Below are 21,020 nucleotides of genomic sequence, written 5' to 3'. Positions count from 1 at the left end.
CCTGCTCTTCCTGCTCTTCCTGCTCTTCCTGCTCAGTTGTTAATGGATTAAGATCGCAGAGATAGATAAGAGTGAACTATTAATCCATTTTGCTCGCATAGTTTTGAATTATAATGCTGTTTTGAACTGAGAGCAATGGCTGTGCAAAAGTTCTAATTTCCACCCAAGGATCTATTTGGAGTGTTTTGACTTGTTGGAGAAGACGGTTGGATGAGGGGGCGACAGAGCCCCTACCCGTTATTCATCCGCCGGATGGGCTCGCACCATGGAAGCTGGGAGATCTCTCGATTGATGACGTTAGATAACCTCGACAAGCAGCCGGCATCTGCAAGCGAGCTATTGCTACGCAGTTTCGGCATGCCCGTCATAGCTGCGGTGTTCCTGCCTGTGCTGATCGCCAAGCTACGAGGCCGGGGCCTGCGACGCTAGGTGGGACAAAGCCTTGTGTGACGCTGTTTGGTCTTGGTGAAGAGTTGCGCGATGCTGCCGCTGGAGCGTTGCTCCTCATCACGCATTCGTCGCACCTCCTCTTTCTGGGCAGGTGTAACGGAAGGTGGACGCCCTCCTACCCTGTTCCGCTTCCTTGCGGCCTCTAAGCCTTCCTAGGTCCGCTCGGCAAATCCCTAGCGGACGCGCCGAACTCAAGCTGCGCATAGCAGGCTATGCGCAGCTTGATTTACGCACGCCTTGCTCGTCTCTGCCTTATTCATGGTTTGGTCTGTGCCATGCATCCCCCTGCCACACCTTGTGGCAGGGGGATGCATGGCAGTGTGGGAACTGCTCCGGCGGCTCCAAGCTCTGTCCTTGCTCGGCGTCAGTCGCGGAAAGGCTTAACCTTTATCACCGTAAAAAGAGGTTTATGTAGCCGTAAAACACGGTTATATCTTCGCCACCCAGCCAAGGAGGCAACAATGGCGAAGACGTACCGTTCTGCTGAAGACACGATCCTGCTCCTTCGACTCTTGATGCTACGCGCAAGCCAGTCTCGTGCGCGGGTCTCAAAGAAGACCATCATGCATCTCGCGAGCCGTAAGCGACTCCGCGCGGCCTTTCTCTCGCCTCTTATGGAGATCGGCCTTGAGGAGGGCTTGCTTCTGGTCGAACTCGACTCTGGCATGTTCGCTGTTGTGAACCTATCCGCGCTTGAGGGCGCGAAGGTGGTAACAGGGAAGCAGGTTTTTACCGACCAAGAGCGCCGAGCTATCACCGACGGCAGCATCGACATGGATCAGATCGCTAAGGAACTTGGTGACGACGAGGATGATGAAGAGGACGATGAGGCCGAGTGATGCCTCTGGGAAGCAGACCCTGTGCATGAGTTCTGATTTTTGCACAGCCTGCTCGACCTAGGCGGATCAGCAGCTTAGTCTGTGCGTATGTCCTGTGCAGAAGATGACTTGTCCGCGATCCCCCTGCCCCGCACCTTGGGTTATGCGCGGGTGAGCACCGACAGCCAGGCGCTCGCGCCACAGGTGGAGAGCCTCAAGGCCGCTGGCGCGGGCCAGGTGTTTCGCGAAACCGCCTCGGGCGCCAAGCGTGACCGGGCGCAGCTCACGCGGCTGCTTAGGGAGGTGCGTCCCGGTGACGTGGTGCTGGTGACGCGCCTAGACCGGCTCGCGCGCTCCACACGCGACCTCCTTAACGTGCTTGGCGCCTTGGCGGACAAAGGTGCCGCCTTCCGCTCCTTAGGTGATCCCTGGGCTGACACGACGAGCCCGCACGGCCGTCTCATGCTCACGGTGCTGGCGGGCTTGGCGGAGTTCGAGCGTGAGCTGATCCGCGCCCGCACCGGCGAGGGGCGAGCCCGCGCCAAGGCCGAGGGCCGGAAGATGGGGCGCAAGCCCAAGCTCACGCCGCACCAGCAGCGGGAGGCCCGGGAGAGGCGCGAGGAAGGCGAGAGCATCACGGCGATCGCCCGGAGCTACGCGGTGCACCACTCGACGATTTCTCGGCTTTGCCTAACGCCACACTCGAAAGTAGCGGCTGCTGCGCGGGTACGGCTCTTTTAGTCTTGGTTCCACCTTCCGAACTCTTCGAGGCACGTTTCTGCTAAGCGCAAACGCGCTTTTCATGCATTGATTATTGCATGGCAACTGACCATACCTGAACACCATCCCGCTCCAGTTTTGCTTGACGCTCGGTACGCGGGAACAAAGGGGACATGAAGAACACGTACCGGAACCGTTCAGGTCGGGCGGCCATCTTCACCAGATCGCCTGCGAGCTTCCGGTTGTTCTCAGGCCGGACCGCCGCGAAGGTCTCCGCGCCGACGATACCAGGCGCGAGACTTTCCACATCGAGCCCACCGACCGCCGCGTGCGCCCCCGGTGCAAGCCGGAAGCCTTCCCCATCTGGGTGCCATTCCAGCAGAAGCCGAGCCGCCTTCAGCGCCACAAGGTAGCTGAAGGTCTGATTTATCTGCTCCACGATGTTGAGCGGCCTTCGTTCGAGAGGATGGGAGCCGATCGGATCGAACTTGAGGCAGGCCAGCGCTTGGACTGGATCAGCGGGAAGCTCCCTCAACACCGCGCAGGCGTACGCGGTGTTGTCTTCGATTATCGCAAGGGCCGCTTCGACTTCAGCGATGGAGCAGACGTTGAAGATCATCAGGAGCAGCTATTGCATGCAATCATGTTTGCCTGCTTTGCGCCTTGTATGCTTTCCACATCTTTAGGAAAAGTTGCTTTTTCGCGCCGTGAGTGAAGCCGAATTCCCGCCCAGCCATCTCGCTGAATTCCTCGAAGACGTTTGCCGGAATCCGAACCTGTAGCGGGCGCAACGGCGCTTTCTCGTCCGTCCGCACGTTCTCGGCGATCACATCGGGGGCTTCCTCCGCAGGCGGTGGTGTCCCCTTCCCCCTCTTCAGCTTCGCAAGGTCCGTTGCCATCACGCGCTCTGCCTTTCCTGAAGCTCTGCCATCTTGTCGATCACGCTCTGCGCCAGCGCCGCGGCGCGACTGTTGAGCGTCCGGAACGAGGTTTCGGTAATCGCCTTCCCTATGTCCGAAGCCGAGCCGTAGGCCGTCGAGACCGGTACGTCGCCGTCCAGCACTGTGTAACCGGCATCAACCAGATACTGCCGTGCAGCCTGGTTCTCGCGATCGCTTCCCGTCGTCTTGAACATGGCGAAGGAGATCTTCTCGGGAGCGATCCCCTTCTTGCGCAGGCTGTGCGCCAGCACCACGCCAGGGTGCAGATCATCGACCGTCTGTCCCGAGGGGATCACCACAAGATCCGCGGCCTGGGCGATTTCAAGGGTCTGATCGGAGGCGTTCGGCTTGCCGTCCAGAATCAGCGCGTCGAAGCGCGTCGCGTCTTCTAACGCCATCTTGACGCTGGCAAAGCTCTGCACCTGAAGTTCGGGCGTCACGCCGTTTTCGGCGCGCCGCCCGGCCCAATTCGTACAGGTCTGCTGCTGCGTGTCGAGGTCCGCGATCTTTGCTGTCATGCCGCCGGAGACGAACTCCCGCACCATCATTCGGGCAAGGGTGGACTTACCGACTCCCCCCTTCTGGGACACCATCCCGATTATGTAAGTCATGGTCACTGCTTCTCGTTTCTTGCTTTTGATTCATTCTATCACGCTTTCATGTTCAGCGCGATGCATGCCGCAATGCTATCAACAAACACGCTATGCATTCTTGCATGCAAGCATGCTTAAAGTCGATAGGGTCCGCGCTTCTTGCAGAAGCCGAGGAAATGCGCGTCGGGGCTCTTCACGGTGATGCCTTTCTCAATCACCCACGAGCGCCATTCGCTTTCTAGCACATGCACGTCCCATCCGGGCGCGAGCTGCCTTGCCTTGTCGTAACTGTCCGAGTTGATCCGCAGGCCCGTTAAAGAAGAGAGGGGCAAGGGTATCTGCACCCCCTCCTTCTTCGGGCGAACTACCAGGACGTCATCATTGAGGGTCAGGGCGTAGTCCGGCATGTAGTCGTGCTGCGCATCATCATCGATGATTTTGCTGACCAGGCGCTTGAACTCCTTGGGCGATGATCCAGAGCCGCATTTCTCCCGTAGGGTGTCCAGACCAATCCGCCACTCCTGCTGCTGCCCGCAGTGCTTCCGGGCGAGCTCATAAAGGCGGCGTTCGAGCGGCTTGCGCAGGAAGAAGTAGCGCCGGTTCAGCGTCAGGACATGGTTGTTCTCAATAGCGTCGAATACCCAATCTGACAGGGTAATCTCCACATCGAGCATACGCCCGTCGCGCGTCTCGCGCACAATCTCGGCGGAGTCGATGAGGCCAAATACTTTGAAGTACTCCTTGTCGCCTTGGCGAAGATTCGTCTCGATCTGCGTGCCCTGCAGTCGCCGCAGGGCGTCCTTCAGCAGGTCATAGCCTCGCCCTGACGTCTGCCGGTTAGTTGCTACCAGAAGATCGTGCGCCTTGAAGCGAAGAGTGCGGGCGACTTTGCGGCCTTCGTTTAGAGCACCCATGCACTGACTGATGCAGTAGATCAGCACGTCCCGGTCGTGGACCGTGGCGAGCCCATAGCGGGAGGGCGAAATCTCGATCCAGTTGCCGCCTCGTTCGTATCGACGAGGACGCATATCGGGCTTGGTCGAGAGTGAGAAAACAGGATGCTCCATTGAGGACATGTCGCCCTTGGGAACAGCGTCCACGATGTCGCATACGAACAGGTCGCGCTGCGGATGCCGATCCGGCAGAAGAGGCGAGCGCTCGTTTGCCACTTCAGCCACCTGTACACCACGAAGAACTCGTCACTTCAAACACCATAGGGTTATCATCGTCATTTCACCCACCACAGGTCAAGGATCGTCACTTCGCACACTGGCACCTGTGGACAACTCTCGACTTCCTTTCGTCACTTCGCACACTAGGATTCGTCACTTTACACACCAAGATTCGTCACTTTACACACCAAAGAGATTGGCGAACGTCAATATTTTAGTTTTTTTCTATATAGTTACGGGATCACATGAATCCTGTAACTCTAACTCTAACAGGTTCTAACCCTCTCTAGGACTTTATCACATCAGCGTACGTAGCGGCCGCCTAGAGCGAACCCTTGAGGACCACCGCCAGCAGAAGGGCTGTGAAGACAGCACCTGCCCAGACCCACGGCACTCGCCCGCGCCAACGTGCAGCTGCATCGATCTCCTGCCGCAGGCGTACCAGTGCAGCCTCCTCGGCCTGTTCCAGTTCCTTGAGGCGGGCGGCGGTGGTTTCGTGGTCGCTGCGGATTGCCCGGATGGCCGCGGCAAACTGATCGAGGACCCCATCGAGCGCCGTCTCGACTTCGGCGCCGATGAAGCGGGCATAGGCGGCCGGGTCGGTCTGCTGTTCCGTGCGTTTGGCCGCGCTGCGGATCTTCTCCACGGCCTTGGCCAAGGCCTCGATCCTTTCGCCCTGTTTGTCGATGCGCGCCGACATGCTGGCGACGACCTGGCCCAGGAGGTCGAGGGTTTCACGCAGGGCCACATCGGACAGGGCAGGGGGTGCGGGTGGTGGTCTGTCGGGCATGGGGGTGTGCGGTCCTGTCAGGTGGCGGATTGCGGCGGGAAGAGGCCGCGGAACTCGGGGTCGGCGTGGTAGCGGAGCTTGCGGGCCAGGATCATCGGCCGGCCCTGCAGGCGCAGGAGCTGGAGATGCGGGGACATCTGCATGATCTCGTCCGGCGTCAGCAGGTCGCGCCCGGTCAGCTGGTGGGTGATCGAGTAGTTGTCGTCGCTGCCATGGCTGCGGGTGGTGTAGCCGGTGGTCATCTGGCCCATGAGCTGGCTCAAGGCCTTGGCGGTCTCGTAGTCGTTGACCCCGAAACACTGCAGGACGCCGGCGTTGGCGACGAAGGTGTTGGCGCGGGGCCCATAGAGGGCGCGCAGCTGGCTCAGGTCCTGCAGGATGGGCCAGAGCTGGAGCCCGTAGCCCGCCATCAGCCCCATGGCCCGCTCCACCGCCTCCAGGCGGCCCAGGGCCGCGAACTCGTCGAGGAGGAACAGGGTGGGCTCCCGAAGGGTCGGAGAGCCCTCCTGCGGCTTCTGTGCAGCTCCTGGGGCTTCTGGAGCCCCTTGGGCGGTCTCCGCGTCCCGGGCGATCTCCGACAGTGCCTGGCTGACCAGGAGGCGCAGCCAGCGGCTGTAGGCGTCGAGGCGGTTCGGCGGCAGCACCAGGAACACCGAGGCGACCTCGTGGCGCAGGCTGGCGAAGCTGAAGTCGGAGCGGGCCAGGCTGGCGGCGATGCGCGGGCTGTCGAGGAAGTGGGTGTGGCGCTGCGCCGAGGACAGCACGCCCGCGGCCTCGCGGTCCGCCTTGCCGAGATGGCGGTTGGCGGCCCGGGCGATCAGCCCGCCGGCGCCGGGGCTCTCCTGCATGAGCCCGAGGAGGGCGCGGAACTGTTCCGGCGGCAAGGTCAGGTACTCGCGCACCGAGGCGAGCGTGCGACGGTCCTTGGCCTCGTGAACGGCGACGAAGAGGATCAGGCCGGCGAGCAGCGCCTTGGCCTCCTCGTTCCAGTGAGCGTCGCCGGTCTCGCCGGGCGGGTCCATGACCAGGGCTTCGGCGAGAGAGGCGGCGTCTTCGCCGAGGTCGAGGCTGTCGGGCGCAAGGCGGGCGAGCGGGTTGTAGGCGGCGGACGGCAGGCCAGTGACGCCGAAGGGGTCGAGGACATGGACCGGCCCGAGCCTGGCGCGGGCCTCGTGGGTGATGCGGGCGTTCTCGCCCTTGGGATCAATGACCAGCATCGGGCGTGGCACGAGGAGGAGGTTCGGGATCACGGTGCCGACGCCCTTGCCGGCGCGGGTGGGGGCGAGGGTCAGCAGATGCGCCGGGCCATCGTAGCGCAGCAGCCGGCCGCTGTCGGCATCGCGGCCGATCAGCAGCCCCTTGTCGCTCTTGGCGAGATCGCGGCGCTCGGCCTTTGAGGCGAGGCGGGCAGAGCCATGGCTGTCGCGGGTGCGGGCGAAGAGCCGGGCGATGCCGAAGTGCTCGGCCCAAAGCGAGAGGACGAGGGCCCAGCCTGTCAGGACACAGAGGGCATAGCCCAACCAGCCGAAGAGGGAGTTGGGCTCGTCGATCGTGTCCAGGCCGAAGATCAGCATCTGCCCGAAGACAAAGCCGAAGGTGATGAGGACGAAGGCGAGGACGAGGCCGAAGGCCAGCACCAGCAGCGCCCAGGGCACGGCGATCGCCAGCGTCCCCAGCAGAACGAGGAAACCGAAGACGCTGCGGATCATGCGGCGCTGTCAGGGCCGGACGGGGCAGGGGTCATGTCGCTGTCCTCCCCGGCCGCGCGCTGGTCCAAGGTCCAGCCGTCGAAGGTCTTTCGGTCCTGCTCCCGGGGGAGGTTGCGGACCAGCCGGTCGAGCATCGCGGCGGCGTTGGTGTCCCGTGTGGCCAAGTCCATAAGCGCACCGCCAAGGATGACCTTGCGGCGGGTGTCGATCTTGCGCTCGCGGGCGGCTTCCCGGTTCCTTAGCGCCTGAAGCCTCGCCTTGGCCTGCTCGTAGCGCTTCTGGGCCCGGTCGAGCTCGGTCTCGGCCATGAGAAATCCCCCCATCCTTTTGTGCCTGTTGCCTCTCCACTCTGCCCACGTCAGCGTTGCCTGCCAAGACGGTGCCGTCTAGCGTGGACCCGACGAACAGCAGTGAGAATGGCGCACTTATGCAAACCTGCGGTTTGCGTGCGGTCTCCCGGGGGCAAGCGCCCCCTGCCGACAGCGACCCCCTTCCGGCGCAGATTGCGCCGGATCAGGAAGGCCGTCCCGCCTTCCCGAACCCATCCGGGCCAACCTGCGCGGTTGGATCGCGTTCTCTCGCGTCTGCACAGACCTACGTTGTGCCCGGCGGCCGGTCGGACCTGCGCCACATGGGGGCTCCGGTCCTCCTGGCGCGCTGCCGGACCTGTCGCCGCCGGTGCACGCGATCCGCGTGCAGGGTCCCGCTCGGGGACGGGACCCGGGCGTCCGTTGCGTCCGGCGTGCTCACGGCCTTGGCCGGTGGTGCCCGCCGCGCGGCCGGTCTCACCGCGCGTTCCTGCGGACACGGGTGAGCGGCCGTGGCGAGCTACCACCTCTCAGTCAAGACGATCAAACGTAGCGCCGGGCGCTCGGCCACCGCCGCCGCGGCCTACCGTGCCGGTTGCGAGATCGTTTGCGCGCGCGAGGGACGCATGCACGACTACACGCGCAAGGCCGGCGTCGAGGACAGCTTCATCCTCGCGCCTGACAATGCACCGGATTGGGCGCAGGATCGCGCGGCGCTCTGGAACGCGGCCGAGGCACGGGAGACGCGCGCGAACAGCGTCACCGCTCGCGAGTGGGAGCTGGCGCTGCCAGCCGAGCTCGACGCAACTGAGCGGCGGATGCTGGTGATGGGCTTCGCGGCCGAACTGGTGTCGCGCTACGGGGTGGCGGCGGACGTGGCGATCCACGCCCCGCACCGCGACGGCGACCAGCGCAACCACCATGCCCATGTGCTGACCACCACCCGCGTGCTGACCGCCGAGGGCCTCACCGACAAGACCCGCGTCCTTGACGCCAAGGCGACCGGCGGGCCCGAGATCGAGGCGATGCGCGCGCGGTGGGCGGAGCTGCAGAACCTGGCACTGGAGCGGCAGGGGCACGAGGTGCGGGTGGATCATCGCAGCTTGGTCGCGCAGCGCGAGGCGGCGCTGGCCGAGGGCCACGAGTTCCGGGCAGAGGAGCTGGACCGCGCGCCGGAGATCAAGCTCGGGCCGGCCGCCTCCGCCATCGAGCGGCGCGAGATGCAGGCGGCCTGGTATGAGGATCGGGACTACGTGCCCGTGACCGAGCGGGGCGCGGCGGTGCAGGCGGCACGGCAGGAGCGGGCGCTCCTGGCCGAGCTGCGCGCCCGGTTGGAGCTCGCCCGCGAGACCTACACCCATGCCCGCGAGGAGGGGGCGGACCGGGTGACAGCCGGGCTCGCGGCACTCCGGGCCGCTGCGCGGAAGCATGGGGTGGACGTGTCCCATAAGCAGGAGCAGGCACGGGAGCACACCCTGGAAGCCGGCAGCATCCGGGACCGGCTGGCGCGCATCCTGGACCGGGGGAGCGGCCGCAAGGAGGCCGAGGTCGCATACGAGACTGGGCCGGAGCACGAGGGGGACGACATCCGTGCCCGGCTCGGGCGTATCTTCGGCAGGGAGGCAGAGCAGGCGGAGCCCGAGGCTGGCGGCTCAGCGCACGGGCAGGAGGCGCGGAGCATCCGCGAACGGCTACAGGCGGTGCTGGCGCGGGAAAAGCCGGTTGCACGGGAGAGACTCGACAGGGAGCACGGTCACGAGCGGGGCGAGGGCGCACACCGGCATAGGGATCGCGGGGATGCGCATGAATTGTAGGTCAGGGGCGACAAGGTTGCCGTGAACCTAGCAACTGTGTCTATGCGCAGGGCTGAGGGTGCCCTTTTCCCGTGAAGGTTGATTAGCCGCGCTACCTGTGAGAACGGCTTGGCGGCGTGGGAATTGATAGCCCAGTGGGGATATGGCAACGCCCGCGGAAGGAGAGGGAGCATGACTGACATGATCGCAAATGCGGAAAGAGAAGCCCTGCTCTCAACCATATGCCGCTCAGCACGGCGGAAGCGCGACTGAATTACACACGAGCCAGCCGCATGAAAATCCTTCGCAACGCCGGGAACGAGCGCGCCATCGACTGCCTTCGGGCGTGGCTGGAACCCGGCTCAGCCATCGACCTCATGTCACCGGCATTCTCGCTCTATGCCTTCGCCGAACTGCGCGATCTTCTCCTGAAGTCCGAAAATTGCCGCATTCTGCTCGGAGAAAAAGCTGCTCTATCCGGTTCGCTTTTTGGAGGGGCTGCGGACATCGCAGCGCGCGGCAAGCTCCAGGGCCGATGGCTGGCAAGAACCGCAGCAGAGTGGATCGATAAGCACGCGGAGATACGGCACGCGCCAGCCGCACCGCCACAATCCCTGATCGTGGTGGCTAAGGACACGCACCGTCGCGCCCTCATCGGCACCTGCGCGTTCACGAGCGAAGGACTGGGAATCACGCCTGGCGGCCAACTCGGGCTAGTGCAGGCATCTGATGCTGACGAAGAAGCGACCGCCTTTTCGGAGTGGTTCCAAGCGAGCTGGAACGGCTTGAAGCCCACGGACGGCGCGCAGGGATCACTGACGGCGCTGCTCGATGATGCAATGAGCCAGCGTGCGCCGTCGCTGCTTTATTTCAAGTTCCTGTTCGAGCTCTTCAGGGACTTGGGCGAGGAGCTGGATGAGGAGCGCATCATCAAATCCGCCACTGGAATCCGCGACACAATCATTTGGAAGAAGCTTTTCAAGTTCCAGAGAGATGGAGTCGTTGGAGCGATCGACAAGCTGGAGCGGATTGGCGGCTGCATCATTGCCGACAGCGTCGGCTTGGGAAAGACGTTCGAGGCGTTGGCAGTTATCAAATATTATGAGCTGCGCAATGACCGCGTGCTTGTGCTGTGCCCGAAACGGCTCCGCGATAACTGGACTCTGTACCGGGCCAACGATCGCCGCAATATCCTGGCCGGAGATCGCCTGAACTATGATGTTCTGAACCATACCGATCTGTCGCGGGACGGCGGCCTGTCCGGCGACATTGATCTAAGCCATGTGAATTGGGGCAACTACGATCTCGTCGTCATCGACGAGTCCCATAATTTCCGAAATAAGGCGACCCACAAGGATCGTGATACACGCTACGACCACCTGATGAAGCGCGTCATCAAGGCGGGCGTGAAAACCAAGGTGCTGATGCTGTCGGCAACGCCGGTGAACAACCGCCTCGCCGACCTCAAAAACCAGATTGCCTTCATGACGGAAGGTAATGACATCGCCCTGATGGGGCACGGCATCCCCAGCATCGAAGCCACGATCCGGAAGGCCCAGACACAGTTCAACCGCTGGCTTGACCTGCCGCCCGACGAGCGTCGTTCGTCACGGCTGATGGATATGCTCGGCTTCGACTACTTCAAGCTGCTCGATATGCTCACCATTGCGCGCTCGCGCAAGCATGTGCAGCGCTACTACGGCACTGCGGAGACAGGGACCTTCCCCGAACGATTGCCCCCCGTCAATATCAAGGCCGATGTTGATCTGACCGGTGAATTTCGCTCGATCCGCGAGATCAACAATGAAATTCGTCGGCTCACGCTTGGCGCCTATGCCCCACTCCGCTACGTGGTGCCCCACAAGCAAGCGGCCTATGATGAAAAATACAGCACGAAAATCCGGGGCGGCGAGCGCATCTTCCGGCAGGTGGACCGCGAGGAAAGCCTGATCCATCTGCTCCGGGTGAACATCCTAAAGCGGATGGAAAGCTCGGTCGCGTCCTTTGCACTCACGATCCAGCGGCAGCTCGCCGATGTGAACGCGCTGCTCGCCAGGATCGACGCGCATGAAGAAGCCGTTGAGGAGCTGGTGATCGATGACACCGATGTCGATGACACGGCCTTCGAGGAGTTGCTGGTCGGGCGCAAGGTCAAGGTGCTGCTTCAGGACGTGGATCGCGTCCGCTGGCGGCAAGACTTGACTGAGGATCGCAACCGGTTGGCAACGCTGCTCTCGGCAGCGCAGGCTGTCACCGCCGATCGCGATGCCAAACTCGACGCCCTGAAACAGGTGATCGCGCAGAAGGCGCATGAGCCGATCAATGACGGCAACCGCAAGCTGCTGCTGTTCACGGCTTTCGCGGACACGGCGGACTACCTGTACCACGCGCTGGCACCTTGGGCGAAAAGGACGCTCGGGCTCAATGTTGCGGTTGTGACGGGCACCGGCGCGAACAAGACGACGGTGCCGGGCTTGCGCGGTGACATGAGCACGATCCTGAGCGCCTTCTCGCCGCGCTCCAAGGAACGCCCTGATGAGCTGGCCGAGGAGGAGGAAATTGACCTCCTGATTGCCACGGACTGCATCTCGGAAGGCCAGAACCTTCAGGATTGCGACTATCTGGTGAACTACGACATTCACTGGAACCCGGTGCGGATCATTCAGCGCTTCGGGCGCATCGACCGCATTGGCTCTCCCAACACGCAAATCCAGCTTGTGAACTTCTGGCCCAATATGGAGCTGGACGAATATCTCGATCTGGAGTCCCGCGTCAGCGGACGCATGGTGCTGCTCGACGTGTCGGCGACGGGCGAGGAGAATGTCATCGAGTTTCAGGCCGGGAACCAGATGAACGATCTGGAATACAGGCGCGCCCAGCTCCAGCAGCTTCAGGATGCCGTGATCGACTTGGAGGACTTGTCGAGCGGCGTGTCGATCGCGGATCTCACGCTGAATGACTTCCGGATCGACCTTTCGGGATACTTTCGGGAGAACCGCGACCTGCTCGAGTCCCTACCCCTTGGCACCTATGCTGTTGTCTCGGCACCGGCAAACCAGGCCGCAAGTGCGGACGGGGCCATCGCGGCGGGCGCGATCTTCTGCCTGCGCGCGGTTGGCGAGGCTGCCCGGAAGGCGGCAGAGCCGGGCTATCCCCTCAGCCCTCATTTCGTGGTGCACGTCAGCGATGATGGCGACGTTCTTCTTTCCTACACGCAGGCAAAGCAGGTGCTTGACCGCCTGAAAAAGCTCAGCATCGGCCGTGACCTGCCAGATGCCAAGGCCTGCACGCGCTTCGATCAGGCCACGCGCTTCGGGCGCGATATGGAGCCCTACCAGAAGCTGCTGGCCCGCGCCGTCGCTTCGGTCGTCGGGAAAAGCGAAGAGCGGGGGATCGCGAGCCTCTTCTCGCCAGGCGGTACGCACGCTCTGAAGGGCGAGTTTGCCGGGATCAATGACTTCGAAGTTGTGGCCTTCCTGGCGGTGCTGCCCGACGAAGCGGCAACCGCATGACGGCGACCTCCGCCATGCTTCCGATCGTTGAAGCCCTCGGCCTGCCGCCAGAGGCGCGGGTGGACGCGCGTGTGCCCAAGAAACTTTTGGTAGAGCAGGGGGCACCGACCGCTGCCGACAAGCGCGCCATTCAGGACGGGATCGACGAGCTGCAATGGCTGGCGGCCTGCAAACCGGCCACGATCGGCGTGCCGGCCTTTGAGGATGATGTGCGGGAGTATCTGGAGATTGCTGTCGTAGCCTGCGCGTTGCGGGCGGGTGCCAAGGCAGTACGGCTGATCGAGCTGATCCATCGGGCGATCCCGTATCCTGTCATCCTCCTGACAAGCGATCAGGAGGGTTTGACGGTATCCGCCGCACACAAGCGCCGGTCCCAGAACGAAGCGGAGCGGATGGTGATCGACGGCGTGGTTGCGGCCACGGGATTGCATCCCGACCGACCAGCTCCTGCTGAGCAAAGGTTCCTTGAAAGCCTTGCCCTAGCGAAGCAACCGCGCCGTGACCTGTCCGCCCTGTATGAGGGATGGCTCGCCTGTATCGAAGCGCTGAAGGCGTCTCGACTGACGGGTACCTATGCCGCAACCGACGATGTGGAAGTGATCGAGCAACGCCGCCGTGCGCTCGACGCGGCTGCGCAGATTACGCGCCAGATCACGGGTCTGCGCGGCAAAGCCAAACGCGAGAAACAGCTCAGCCGGCGTGTGGACCTGAACGTCCAGATTCAGCGCCTCGAAGCCGATCTCGCCTCCTACAAAAAAAACCTTTGAGGACGCACCTGCCCATGACCGCTATCAAGAAACTCGACCTGAACGATCCCGACACCCGGAGCGCCGACATCGTTGCGGGTAACGTGGAGGCGCTGAAGGCGTTGTTCCCGGAAGCCTTCAAGGAAGGGGCCATCGATTTCGATGTGCTGAAGCAGCTCCTCGGCGAGGCTGTCGATGAGCGGGAAGAAAAGTACGGTCTAAACTGGCACGGCAAGCGCAAGGCGCGCCAGATCGCGCTGACTCCTTCCACGGGCACGCTGCTACCGTGTCCAGAGGAAAGTGTGAACTGGGATACAACACAGAACCTGATGATCGAGGGTGACAACCTTGAAGTGCTAAAACTTCTACAAAAAAGCTACAATCGCAAAGTAAAGGCGATCTATATCGATCCACCATATAATACAGGAAGAAACCTAATATATCCGAACGACTACCAGGATGGCATTAAAGCTTACCTCGAAATCACTGGGCAAACTGACGGCAATCTAAAACTTACAAGCAATCCAGATACGGGTGGCAGATTTCACACCAACTGGTTGTCTATGATGTACCCGCGCCTTAAGCTGGCAAGAAATCTTCTGGCCGAAGATGGTGTTCTAATCGCAACCATTGACGACAACGAAGTCACGCAACTGGGCATGATCCTCAAAGAGGTCTTTGAGGAGGGCAGTTATGACCATGTATGCGTACCTGTTGTTCATAACCCTCGGGGTGTTCAAGGTAAGAATTTCTCTTACGTCCACGAGTACGCTTTTTTTGTCTTCCCTGCGGGGGCTAAAGCAATTGCCGACCGCAATATAGATTCGTCGGAGATTGAGTGGACCCAGTTCAGAAACTGGGGAACAGAGTCTGAAAGAACTGACGCAAAAAATTGCTTTTACCCCGTGCTCGTTAAGGACGGGCAAATAGTTGGATTTGGAGACGTAACCGGCGATGACATTCATCCTCGACAAACGGAAATAGATGGAGAACTATCGTATATCTATCCTATAGATCGTTCGGGTGTAGAGCGAAAATGGCGGTATGCGCGGCAATCAGTTGAGGCAATTCGACATCTTCTGCGAGCTAAGCCCACCAAGTCCGGTTACGAAATAGAACTTGGAAAGAATTTTGGGCTTTATAAGACCGTCTGGACAGACAAGCGATACGATGCCAATGAATATGGTACCGGCATCGTAGGGAATCTCGTACCCGGCTCCCCTTTTACATTTCCGAAAAGCTTATGGGCTGTGTATGACAGTATACTTGCAGCCACAGCAAACGATGATAACGCCATTGTTCTCGATTTCTTTGCTGGCAGCGGCACCACTGCGCATGCAGTACTTGAGTTGAACAAGGATCGCGGCGGGAATCGACGTTTCATAATGGTCCAATTTCCTGAGCCGACTGAGGACAAGGACTTCATTTCTATTTTCGACGTCACTAAAGCTCGTGTGAAGGCCGCAGGCACTAAGATTAAGTTAGAGAATCCCACCTTTACAGGAGATACAGGGTTCCGCGTCTTTAAGCTCGCCTCCTCGAACATCCGCGCATGGGAGCCCGACGCAGCCAACCTCGAAGACAGTCTGCTCAAGAACGCTGAGCACGTGGTCCAAGGGCGGACTGAAACGGATGTGCTCTATGAACTGCTGCTGAAGCTCGGTCTCGACCTGTGCGTGCCGATCGAGCGCAGGGAGATCGACGGGAAAGCGGTACACGCCATCGGTGGCGGCGTGCTAATTGTGTGCTTGGCGGACGGCCTCTCGGAGGACGTTGTGGAGCCGCTGAGCGCCGGGATCGTCGCCTGGCACAAGGAGCTTGCGCCCGCGGTCGATACTCGCGTCGTGTTCAAGGACTCCGGGTTTGCCGACGACATTGCCAAGACCAACATGGCGGCAATCCTGAACCAGAACGGCATCACCGACGTGCGCAGCCTGTAAGGAGGGAGTGGTGAAACTTCATTTCGAGCCCGACCTTGACTACCAAAAGGCCGCCATCGAGTCCGTGGTGGACCTGTTCCGGGGGCAGGAGATCAATCGGACGGAATTTACCGTCACCCGTGCCGCTAGGGACGGCGCGCAGGCGGAGCTGGGACTTGTCGAGAGTGAGCTGGGGATCGGCAACCGTCTAACCCTGCTCGATGACGAGATCATCGGGAATCTGAATGACATCCAGGTCCGCAACGGGCTCGCGCCGTCAAGCGCGCTCACATCCGGCGACTTCACGGTTGAGATGGAGACGGGGACCGGGAAAACTTACGTCTATCTGCGCACGATCTTCGAACTGAACAAGCGGTTCGGCTTCACGAAGTTCGTGATTGTCGTGCCTTCGGTCCCGATCAAGGAGGGTGTTTATAAGACACTCCAGATCACCGAAGAGCACTTCAAGGGCCTCTATTCCGGTCAACCCTTCGACTATTTTCTCTACGATTCCGGGAAACTCGGCCAGGTGCGCAACTTCGCCACCAGTCCGAACATCCAGATCATGGTTGTCACCGTCGGGGCCATCAACAAGAAGGACGTGAACAACCTCTACAAAGACAGTGAGAAGACGGGCGGAGAGCGCCCAATCGACCTGATCCGCGCTACACGTCCCATCCTGATCGTCGATGAGCCGCAAAGCGTCGATGGCGGCCTCTCCGGCGCGGGCAAGACTGCTCTAGGCGAGATGAACCCTCTCTGTACGCTGCGCTACTCCGCCACCCATGTGGACAAGCATCACATGGTGTTCCGCCTCGATGCCGTGGATGCGTATGAACGCAAGCTGGTGAAGCAAATCGAGGTAGCCTCGCTGGAAGTCGAGGGCGGCCACAACAAAGCGTATCTGCGCTTTATCTCTACCAGCAACGGCAAGGGGCCAATCACCGCGCGCGTCGAGATCGATGTGCTGGACGGCAAGGCCGTGCGCCGCAAAGAGGTGGTCGTCCAAGATGGCGACGATCTTCAGGAGCTGACGAAGCGGGCGGTCTATGCCGACTGCCGGATCGGTGAGATCCGCGCAGCCAAGGACAACCAGCTTCTTGAGGTCAAGACGCCCGGTGGCGAGAGCTTTCTTCAGCCCGGGCAGGCCGTGGGCGACGTGGATGCGGATGCGGTCAAGCGTCTGATGATCCGCCGGACGATTCAGGAGCATCTGGAGAAAGAGAAGCGGCTCGCGCCGCTCGGGATCAAGGTCCTCAGCCTGTTCTTTATCGACTCTGTCGAATTCTACCGAAGCTACGACGCGGAAGGGAATCCGGCGAAGGGCAAATATGCGGTCATTTTCGAGGAAGAATACCGACGCGCGGCCAAGCTGCCCGAGTTTTCCAGACTGTTCAAGGAAGTCGATCTGACCTCCGAACCAGCGGAGGTGCATGAAGGATACTTCTCCATCGACAAGGCGCGCCGGTGGACCGACACGGCGGACAACAACCAGGTCAACCGTGACAACGCCGAACGGGCTTACAACCTCATCATGAAGGACAAGGAGAAACTCCTCAGCTTCGACACCAAGCTGAAGTTCATCTTCTCGCACTCCGCGCTGAAAGAAGGTTGGGACAACCCTAACGTCTTCCAGATTTGTGCACTGCGCGAGATCGGCACTGAGCGGGAGCGGCGACAGACGATCGGACGGGGCCTGCGTCTGGCTGTCAACCAGAAGGGGGAGCGCCTACGCGGCTTCGAGGTCAACACGCTGACAGTGATCGCGACCGAAAGCTATGAGGAATTTGCAGAAAACCTCCAGAAGGAGATCGAAAAGGACACAGGCATCAAGTTCGGGATCGTCGAAACGCACCAGTTTGCGGCGATTCCTGTCGTCCAGGGCGACGGCTCGACTACCATGCTCGGTATGGATGCTTCGGTGGCCATTTTTGATCATCTGAGGGCGCATGGCTTTATCGATGCCAAGGGGAAGGTGCAGGACACGCTGCGCACGGCGCTGAAGGAGGGCACATTGGCCCTGCCGGAACCGCTGGCTGCTCATGTGGCGCCGGTGCGTGAGGCGCTGAAGAAGATCGCGGGCAAGCTCGACATCAAGAATGCCGACGAGCGGGTTGTCGTGAAAACACGCCAAGCGATTCTGGAGAGCGCCGAGTTCCAGGCTCTATGGGATAGGATCAAGCACAAGACGACCTACCGGCTGCACTTCGATAACGAGAAGCTGATTACCGACTGTGCTGCGGCCATCAAGAAAGGTCCTCCGATCGGGAAGGCGCGCGTCCGCATCCGAAAAGCCGATCTGTCCATCGGAAAGAGCGGAGTGGAGGCGAAGGAGCAGGATAAGAACAGCGGCACGGTCGTCGCAATCGAAGAGGGTGACATTCTGTTGCCCGACGTGTTGACTGACCTACAGGACCGCACGCAACTCACGCGGAAGAGCCTTGTGCGCATTCTTATGGAGTGCGGACGGCTTGGTGATTTCAAGCGTAATCCGCAGGCGTTCATAGAGATTGCCGGGGAAATCATCAACCGAACGAAACGCCTTGCTGTTGTGGACGGCATCAAATACCAGCGGATCGGAGATGACCATTACTATGCCCAGGAACTGTTCGAGCAAGAAGAGCTGACCGGCTATCTTCGGAATATGCTCAAGGATACCGAGAAATCGGTGTTTGAGCACGTCGTCTATGACTCCGGCGGGATTGAGCGTCCCTTTGCGGAACAGTTGGAGAAAAACGAAGCCGTCAAGATTTACGCCAAGCTACCGAGATGGTTCAAAGTGCCCACGCCGCTCGGCACCTACAATCCAGACTGGGCCGTTCTGGTTAACGTCAACAGCGATGAGCGTCTCTACTTTGTAGTGGAGACAAAGGGCAGCCTGTTCAACGATGATCTTCGTGATAGCGAAAACGCAAAAATTGCCTGCGGCGAAGCGCATTTCCGCTCAATCGCTACCGGTGATAATCCCGCAAGATATGTGAAAGCAACTAGAATAGATGATCTTATGGATCACGTCTGAAGTAATGGCCCTGTATTATTATTAAATACAGGGCCATTATTTTATTGCATAAACCGCGCAACCAGCCGCAGTGCAATATGAAACTCATTATCTGCTCCGCCGCCACCTGCGCGGCGCCCTCCTAGGCGAGGAGTTGCAACAGATTTAAAAGTATCAAAATTGTATCCGAAGTTATTGTTTCCTACTTGTCCAAACTCGCCGTGTTTATTATTTATCCAATTAATAAATGCTTGCTGTATATCAGCATGAGCATTGTCCCCAAGATTTACAGCGTCTAATTCCAGTTGATTGATTTGATCCAAGATGTTTGGGTTGTCCTCAAGGAATTTTTGCGCAACGCCAATTGAATGGTTCATATGCCCTCGGGAGTTGTCCACCCCCTCGACTCCCAACTTTAGCGCTCGCCATGCAATACCTTGCAGATTATTATTTTCTCCCACTAAAGCGACGCATCTTCCATAGAACCATTCTTTAGATCTCATCTATTTCACCTTTTTCAGAATGCACATCTATCCAGTGGTTTCCCTGCGTCTGCAGTTGGAAGAACAGTACCTAAATATTTCCTTTGGTCTAGGTGTATGAGCAGGGCTGGGGTCTGGCTTACGCTAGACCTCTGCTCTTTATCAGCCGTGCAAGGCAGGCGTTGACCCCACGAAAAACAAGCGCCACCTACGTCTCCCGCGTCGCAGAAATCCTAAATTTCGCACAGTCGGTTCCACCTAACAGGGTGCTGAAGAACTCCGCCCTCGACGCTGTTTGGGGGTCATGATTCACCTGACGGCAGCGCTTGCGGGCGGTGAGGATGCGCGGGACAGACAAGGTGTCGGGGAAGCTGTTCAGCTATGTCGACCTTAAGGAGCGCATCCCGGCCGGGCACCCACTGCGCAAGGTGCGCCCGATCCTCAACGACGCGCTGGCCAGCCTCGATGCCGAGTTCGACCGGCTCTACTCGGCCGAGGGTCGTCCCTCCATCACGCCGGAACGGCTGTTGCGGGCGAGCTTGACCCAGGTCTAGACCTCAAGGCCAGGCAGATTCATCCTTCACCTGATCCACCAGATGCCAAGCCTGAACACCTAATCGCTTATAAATCGAAGCGTTGTGTTGGTACCCGGTATGGTTGTGCGGACGTCACTTGTTCATCCGGCCAAACAAGCGGCTCAACCCTCTGCTTGAAGATCTACTTGGACGTTGTGCGACAACGCACATCAAGGGTAAAGTCAAAGCTATCACACACAGGAGGAGAGAAAATGGACTTCAGTGGCCGATGGAATAACACAAAGAACTCTTTGCTGGAATTGAAGCAAGAGGGTAGTGCCTTAACTGGTACATTCGACTCCGGCGTCAGCGATAATGGAAAGGAAATCAAGGCGCCGGTAGTGGGATGGGTGAACGGTGATCGTATCACGTTCGCGGCTACATACAAAGAATTTGGAACAGTTGTTGCGTGGGTGGGGCAAGCTACAGGCGAGCCTGGTAATCCCATGATTGATGCCCATTATCTACACGAGACCGATGTAGCCGAGGGTAACGAGTTCGAGGAACTCTGGGCATCAACGAGAACTGGAAGCGATCAGTTTAGGCGAATCTCGGAGGCAGTTATTCCAAAAGAAGACGAGACCAAGGGGGGTGGCTAAGGTCAGCCATAATGCACGGAATTGCTGGGAGTGGCCGATACGGTACTCCTTGTCAACCACTTCCACTCTAGCGAGGAGGGGTACTCTAAAGGTCCAGAGCGACCATGGAGTCTTCCATTTGTCCGAGGAGATATAGAACCGTTAACGGTGTCTTGGTTCGACGCATAGCATGTGCGGCCTGAGTCTAATTGGTATTCGGACGCCACGGCACAGGAGCGGTTCCGTATTAAAAGTAGCTTGCCGCGTCGCGGTGTGCTATAAATAGCCGTTTGTAGGTGGGCGCAATCAATTGGTTATATTGTCGATTTGAAATACAAGAAGATTGCGCAGATAGGTCCTGACCTCGATGCCTAGATCAGACGGAACAAAAGAAAACGAACGCCTGCACGTTCTTGTGTCCATACACATGCTCTCTAGCATCTCTGGTCCAATCATCGCCCACCAATCTCCGTCTTCGTCAGGTCCATCGGCTTGCACCATATGGGGCGAAGCCTGCGATGCCGCACGAACTTCAAGCGTTCCAAGGCCAATCTTCTCTAGACTTTGATAGGCCGCGAGTTCTTGTTCGTCCTCGGCGTTGTGAAGGCAGCTTTGGATAAGGCCACTGTTGTTTAGGCCCACCATCCCAAAATTAATGATACGGCGTACATCATCGCCTTGGACCTTGGCCAGCACCTCGGCAACGCTGCGCGTGGGGGTCGCCACGTCAGGAATGATCCGGTCTGATTCGTCGTCGCCAAGAAGCCAGGGAAGCAGCCCTAAAAAGGCTCCTATGATGACTCCTAGCGCTCCGATAGTATCGCCTATGTATTCTCTCCTCATCGGTCACCCATAGACATTACTATTTCTAATTGTATGTCGCCTGCTCTTCCTGCTCTTCCTGCTCTTCCTGCTC

General features: G+C 59.7%; 17 protein-coding genes and 1 pseudogene. 9 read left to right on the top strand and 9 right to left on the bottom strand.

Annotated elements, in window-relative coordinates; genetic code table 11:
• Nucleotides 1–911: 911 nt before the first annotated feature.
• Both BLQ03_RS16300 and BLQ03_RS16295 read left to right on the top strand, forming a co-directional pair.
• Entirely contained in the window at nucleotides 912–1,289 is a 378-nt protein-coding gene (locus tag BLQ03_RS16300; RefSeq protein ID WP_090757375.1) for a hypothetical protein, read from the top strand.
• A 108-nt stretch (nucleotides 1,290–1,397) separates the two neighbouring features.
• On the top strand, nucleotides 1,398–2,009 hold the full coding sequence (locus tag BLQ03_RS16295) for a recombinase family protein (RefSeq protein ID WP_245688983.1): 612 nt from the start codon (nucleotides 1,398–1,400) through the stop codon (nucleotides 2,007–2,009).
• Between the two features lie 70 nt (nucleotides 2,010–2,079).
• Here BLQ03_RS16295 and BLQ03_RS16290 read toward each other — a convergent pair whose 3' ends face one another.
• The 7 genes from BLQ03_RS16290 to BLQ03_RS16260 form a co-directional block, all read right to left on the bottom strand.
• Nucleotides 2,080–2,607 (bottom strand): hypothetical protein, encoded by a 528-nt coding sequence (locus tag BLQ03_RS16290; RefSeq protein WP_090757373.1) that lies wholly within the window; start codon nucleotides 2,605–2,607, stop codon nucleotides 2,080–2,082.
• 22 nt (nucleotides 2,608–2,629) lie between these two features.
• Nucleotides 2,630–2,887 carry a hypothetical protein gene (locus BLQ03_RS16285; RefSeq protein ID WP_090757372.1) on the bottom strand — a complete coding sequence of 86 codons (258 nt, stop codon included), beginning with the start codon at nucleotides 2,885–2,887 and terminating at the stop codon, nucleotides 2,630–2,632.
• On the bottom strand, nucleotides 2,887–3,540 hold the full coding sequence (locus tag BLQ03_RS16280; protein WP_090757371.1) for a ParA family protein: 654 nt from the start codon (nucleotides 3,538–3,540) through the stop codon (nucleotides 2,887–2,889). Before BLQ03_RS16280 ends, BLQ03_RS16285 begins: the two co-directional genes overlap by 1 nt.
• A gap of 116 nt (nucleotides 3,541–3,656) precedes the next feature.
• Nucleotides 3,657–4,700, bottom strand: coding sequence for a replication initiator protein A (locus tag BLQ03_RS16275; RefSeq protein ID WP_090757370.1), 1,044 nt, complete (start codon nucleotides 4,698–4,700; stop codon nucleotides 3,657–3,659).
• Between the two features lie 316 nt (nucleotides 4,701–5,016).
• Nucleotides 5,017–5,484, bottom strand: coding sequence for a hypothetical protein (locus BLQ03_RS16270; RefSeq protein ID WP_139166787.1), 468 nt, complete (start codon nucleotides 5,482–5,484; stop codon nucleotides 5,017–5,019).
• 17 nt (nucleotides 5,485–5,501) lie between these two features.
• Entirely contained in the window at nucleotides 5,502–7,193 is a 1,692-nt protein-coding gene (locus BLQ03_RS16265; protein WP_090757368.1) for a type IV secretory system conjugative DNA transfer family protein, read from the bottom strand.
• Nucleotides 7,190–7,501: a mobilization protein gene (locus tag BLQ03_RS16260; protein ID WP_245688981.1), complete on the bottom strand. Its 312-nt coding sequence runs from the start codon at nucleotides 7,499–7,501 to the stop codon at nucleotides 7,190–7,192. Before BLQ03_RS16260 ends, BLQ03_RS16265 begins: the two co-directional genes overlap by 4 nt.
• 512 nt (nucleotides 7,502–8,013) lie before the next feature.
• Between BLQ03_RS16260 and mobQ the strand changes: the two genes are divergently transcribed.
• The 5 genes from mobQ (at nucleotide 8,014) to BLQ03_RS16235 (ending at nucleotide 18,490) form a co-directional block, all read left to right on the top strand.
• A complete protein-coding gene (gene mobQ, locus BLQ03_RS16255) occupies nucleotides 8,014–9,315 on the top strand; it encodes a MobQ family relaxase (RefSeq protein ID WP_090757367.1) in 1,302 nt (433 codons plus the stop codon).
• A gap of 272 nt (nucleotides 9,316–9,587) precedes the next feature.
• On the top strand, nucleotides 9,588–12,806 hold the full coding sequence (locus BLQ03_RS16250; RefSeq protein WP_090757366.1) for a helicase-related protein: 3,219 nt from the start codon (nucleotides 9,588–9,590) through the stop codon (nucleotides 12,804–12,806).
• Nucleotides 12,803–13,573: a DUF4391 domain-containing protein gene (locus BLQ03_RS16245; protein WP_217629783.1), complete on the top strand. Its 771-nt coding sequence runs from the start codon at nucleotides 12,803–12,805 to the stop codon at nucleotides 13,571–13,573. The genes BLQ03_RS16250 and BLQ03_RS16245 overlap by 4 nt, the downstream gene beginning before the upstream one ends.
• A 14-nt stretch (nucleotides 13,574–13,587) precedes the next feature.
• Nucleotides 13,588–15,492, top strand: a complete 1,905-nt coding sequence (locus BLQ03_RS16240) for a site-specific DNA-methyltransferase (RefSeq protein ID WP_175558920.1) — start codon at nucleotides 13,588–13,590, stop codon at nucleotides 15,490–15,492.
• Nucleotides 15,493–15,502: 10 nt separating this feature from the next.
• The gene (locus tag BLQ03_RS16235) at nucleotides 15,503–18,490 is read left to right on the top strand and encodes a type III restriction-modification system endonuclease (protein ID WP_090757364.1); all 2,988 of its coding nucleotides are present in this window, start codon (nucleotides 15,503–15,505) and stop codon (nucleotides 18,488–18,490) included.
• Between the two features lie 41 nt (nucleotides 18,491–18,531).
• Here the strand turns inward: BLQ03_RS16235 and BLQ03_RS18095 are convergent, their stop codons facing one another.
• Nucleotides 18,532–18,972 (bottom strand): hypothetical protein, encoded by a 441-nt coding sequence (locus BLQ03_RS18095; RefSeq protein ID WP_139166786.1) that lies wholly within the window; start codon nucleotides 18,970–18,972, stop codon nucleotides 18,532–18,534.
• Between the two features lie 320 nt (nucleotides 18,973–19,292).
• Between BLQ03_RS18095 and BLQ03_RS16230 the strand changes: the two are divergent.
• Both BLQ03_RS16230 and BLQ03_RS16225 read left to right on the top strand, forming a co-directional pair.
• Nucleotides 19,293–19,502 (top strand): annotated as a pseudogene (locus BLQ03_RS16230) (transposase); the annotation flags it as partial.
• 236 nt (nucleotides 19,503–19,738) lie between these two features.
• Complete coding sequence (locus BLQ03_RS16225; protein WP_090757363.1) at nucleotides 19,739–20,125, top strand: avidin/streptavidin family protein; 387 nt, start codon at nucleotides 19,739–19,741, stop codon at nucleotides 20,123–20,125.
• A gap of 285 nt (nucleotides 20,126–20,410) precedes the next feature.
• Here BLQ03_RS16225 and BLQ03_RS18090 read toward each other — a convergent pair whose 3' ends face one another.
• A complete protein-coding gene (locus BLQ03_RS18090; protein WP_139166785.1) occupies nucleotides 20,411–20,947 on the bottom strand; it encodes a hypothetical protein in 537 nt (178 codons plus the stop codon).
• Nucleotides 20,948–21,020 lie beyond the last annotated feature (73 nt).

The sequence above is a fragment of the Paracoccus chinensis genome (genome assembly GCF_900102885.1).
GTDB classification, from domain to species: Bacteria; Pseudomonadota; Alphaproteobacteria; order Rhodobacterales; family Rhodobacteraceae; genus Paracoccus; species Paracoccus chinensis.
This window is presented reverse-complemented; position numbering and strand designations above follow the sequence as displayed.

Excerpts from the sequence above, each read along its gene's own strand:
- BLQ03_RS16300 (WP_090757375.1), top strand. The coding sequence starts at position 912 with ATGGCGAAGACGTACCGTTCTGCTGAAGACACGATCCTGCTCCTTCGA.
- BLQ03_RS16260 (WP_245688981.1), bottom strand. The coding sequence starts at position 7,501 with ATGGCCGAGACCGAGCTCGACCGGGCCCAGAAGCGCTACGAGCAGGCC.
- BLQ03_RS16290 (WP_090757373.1), bottom strand. The coding sequence starts at position 2,607 with ATGATCTTCAACGTCTGCTCCATCGCTGAAGTCGAAGCGGCCCTTGCG.
- BLQ03_RS16270 (WP_139166787.1), bottom strand. The coding sequence starts at position 5,484 with ATGCCCGACAGACCACCACCCGCACCCCCTGCCCTGTCCGATGTGGCC.
- BLQ03_RS16285 (WP_090757372.1), bottom strand. The coding sequence starts at position 2,887 with ATGGCAACGGACCTTGCGAAGCTGAAGAGGGGGAAGGGGACACCACCG.
- BLQ03_RS16280 (WP_090757371.1), bottom strand. The coding sequence starts at position 3,540 with ATGACTTACATAATCGGGATGGTGTCCCAGAAGGGGGGAGTCGGTAAG.
- BLQ03_RS16225 (WP_090757363.1), top strand. The coding sequence starts at position 19,739 with ATGGACTTCAGTGGCCGATGGAATAACACAAAGAACTCTTTGCTGGAA.
- BLQ03_RS16265 (WP_090757368.1), bottom strand. The coding sequence starts at position 7,193 with ATGATCCGCAGCGTCTTCGGTTTCCTCGTTCTGCTGGGGACGCTGGCG.
- BLQ03_RS18090 (WP_139166785.1), bottom strand. The coding sequence starts at position 20,947 with ATGAGGAGAGAATACATAGGCGATACTATCGGAGCGCTAGGAGTCATC.
- BLQ03_RS16240 (WP_175558920.1), top strand. The coding sequence starts at position 13,588 with ATGACCGCTATCAAGAAACTCGACCTGAACGATCCCGACACCCGGAGC.
- BLQ03_RS18095 (WP_139166786.1), bottom strand. The coding sequence starts at position 18,972 with ATGAGATCTAAAGAATGGTTCTATGGAAGATGCGTCGCTTTAGTGGGA.
- BLQ03_RS16250 (WP_090757366.1), top strand. The coding sequence starts at position 9,588 with ATGAAAATCCTTCGCAACGCCGGGAACGAGCGCGCCATCGACTGCCTT.
- BLQ03_RS16245 (WP_217629783.1), top strand. The coding sequence starts at position 12,803 with ATGACGGCGACCTCCGCCATGCTTCCGATCGTTGAAGCCCTCGGCCTG.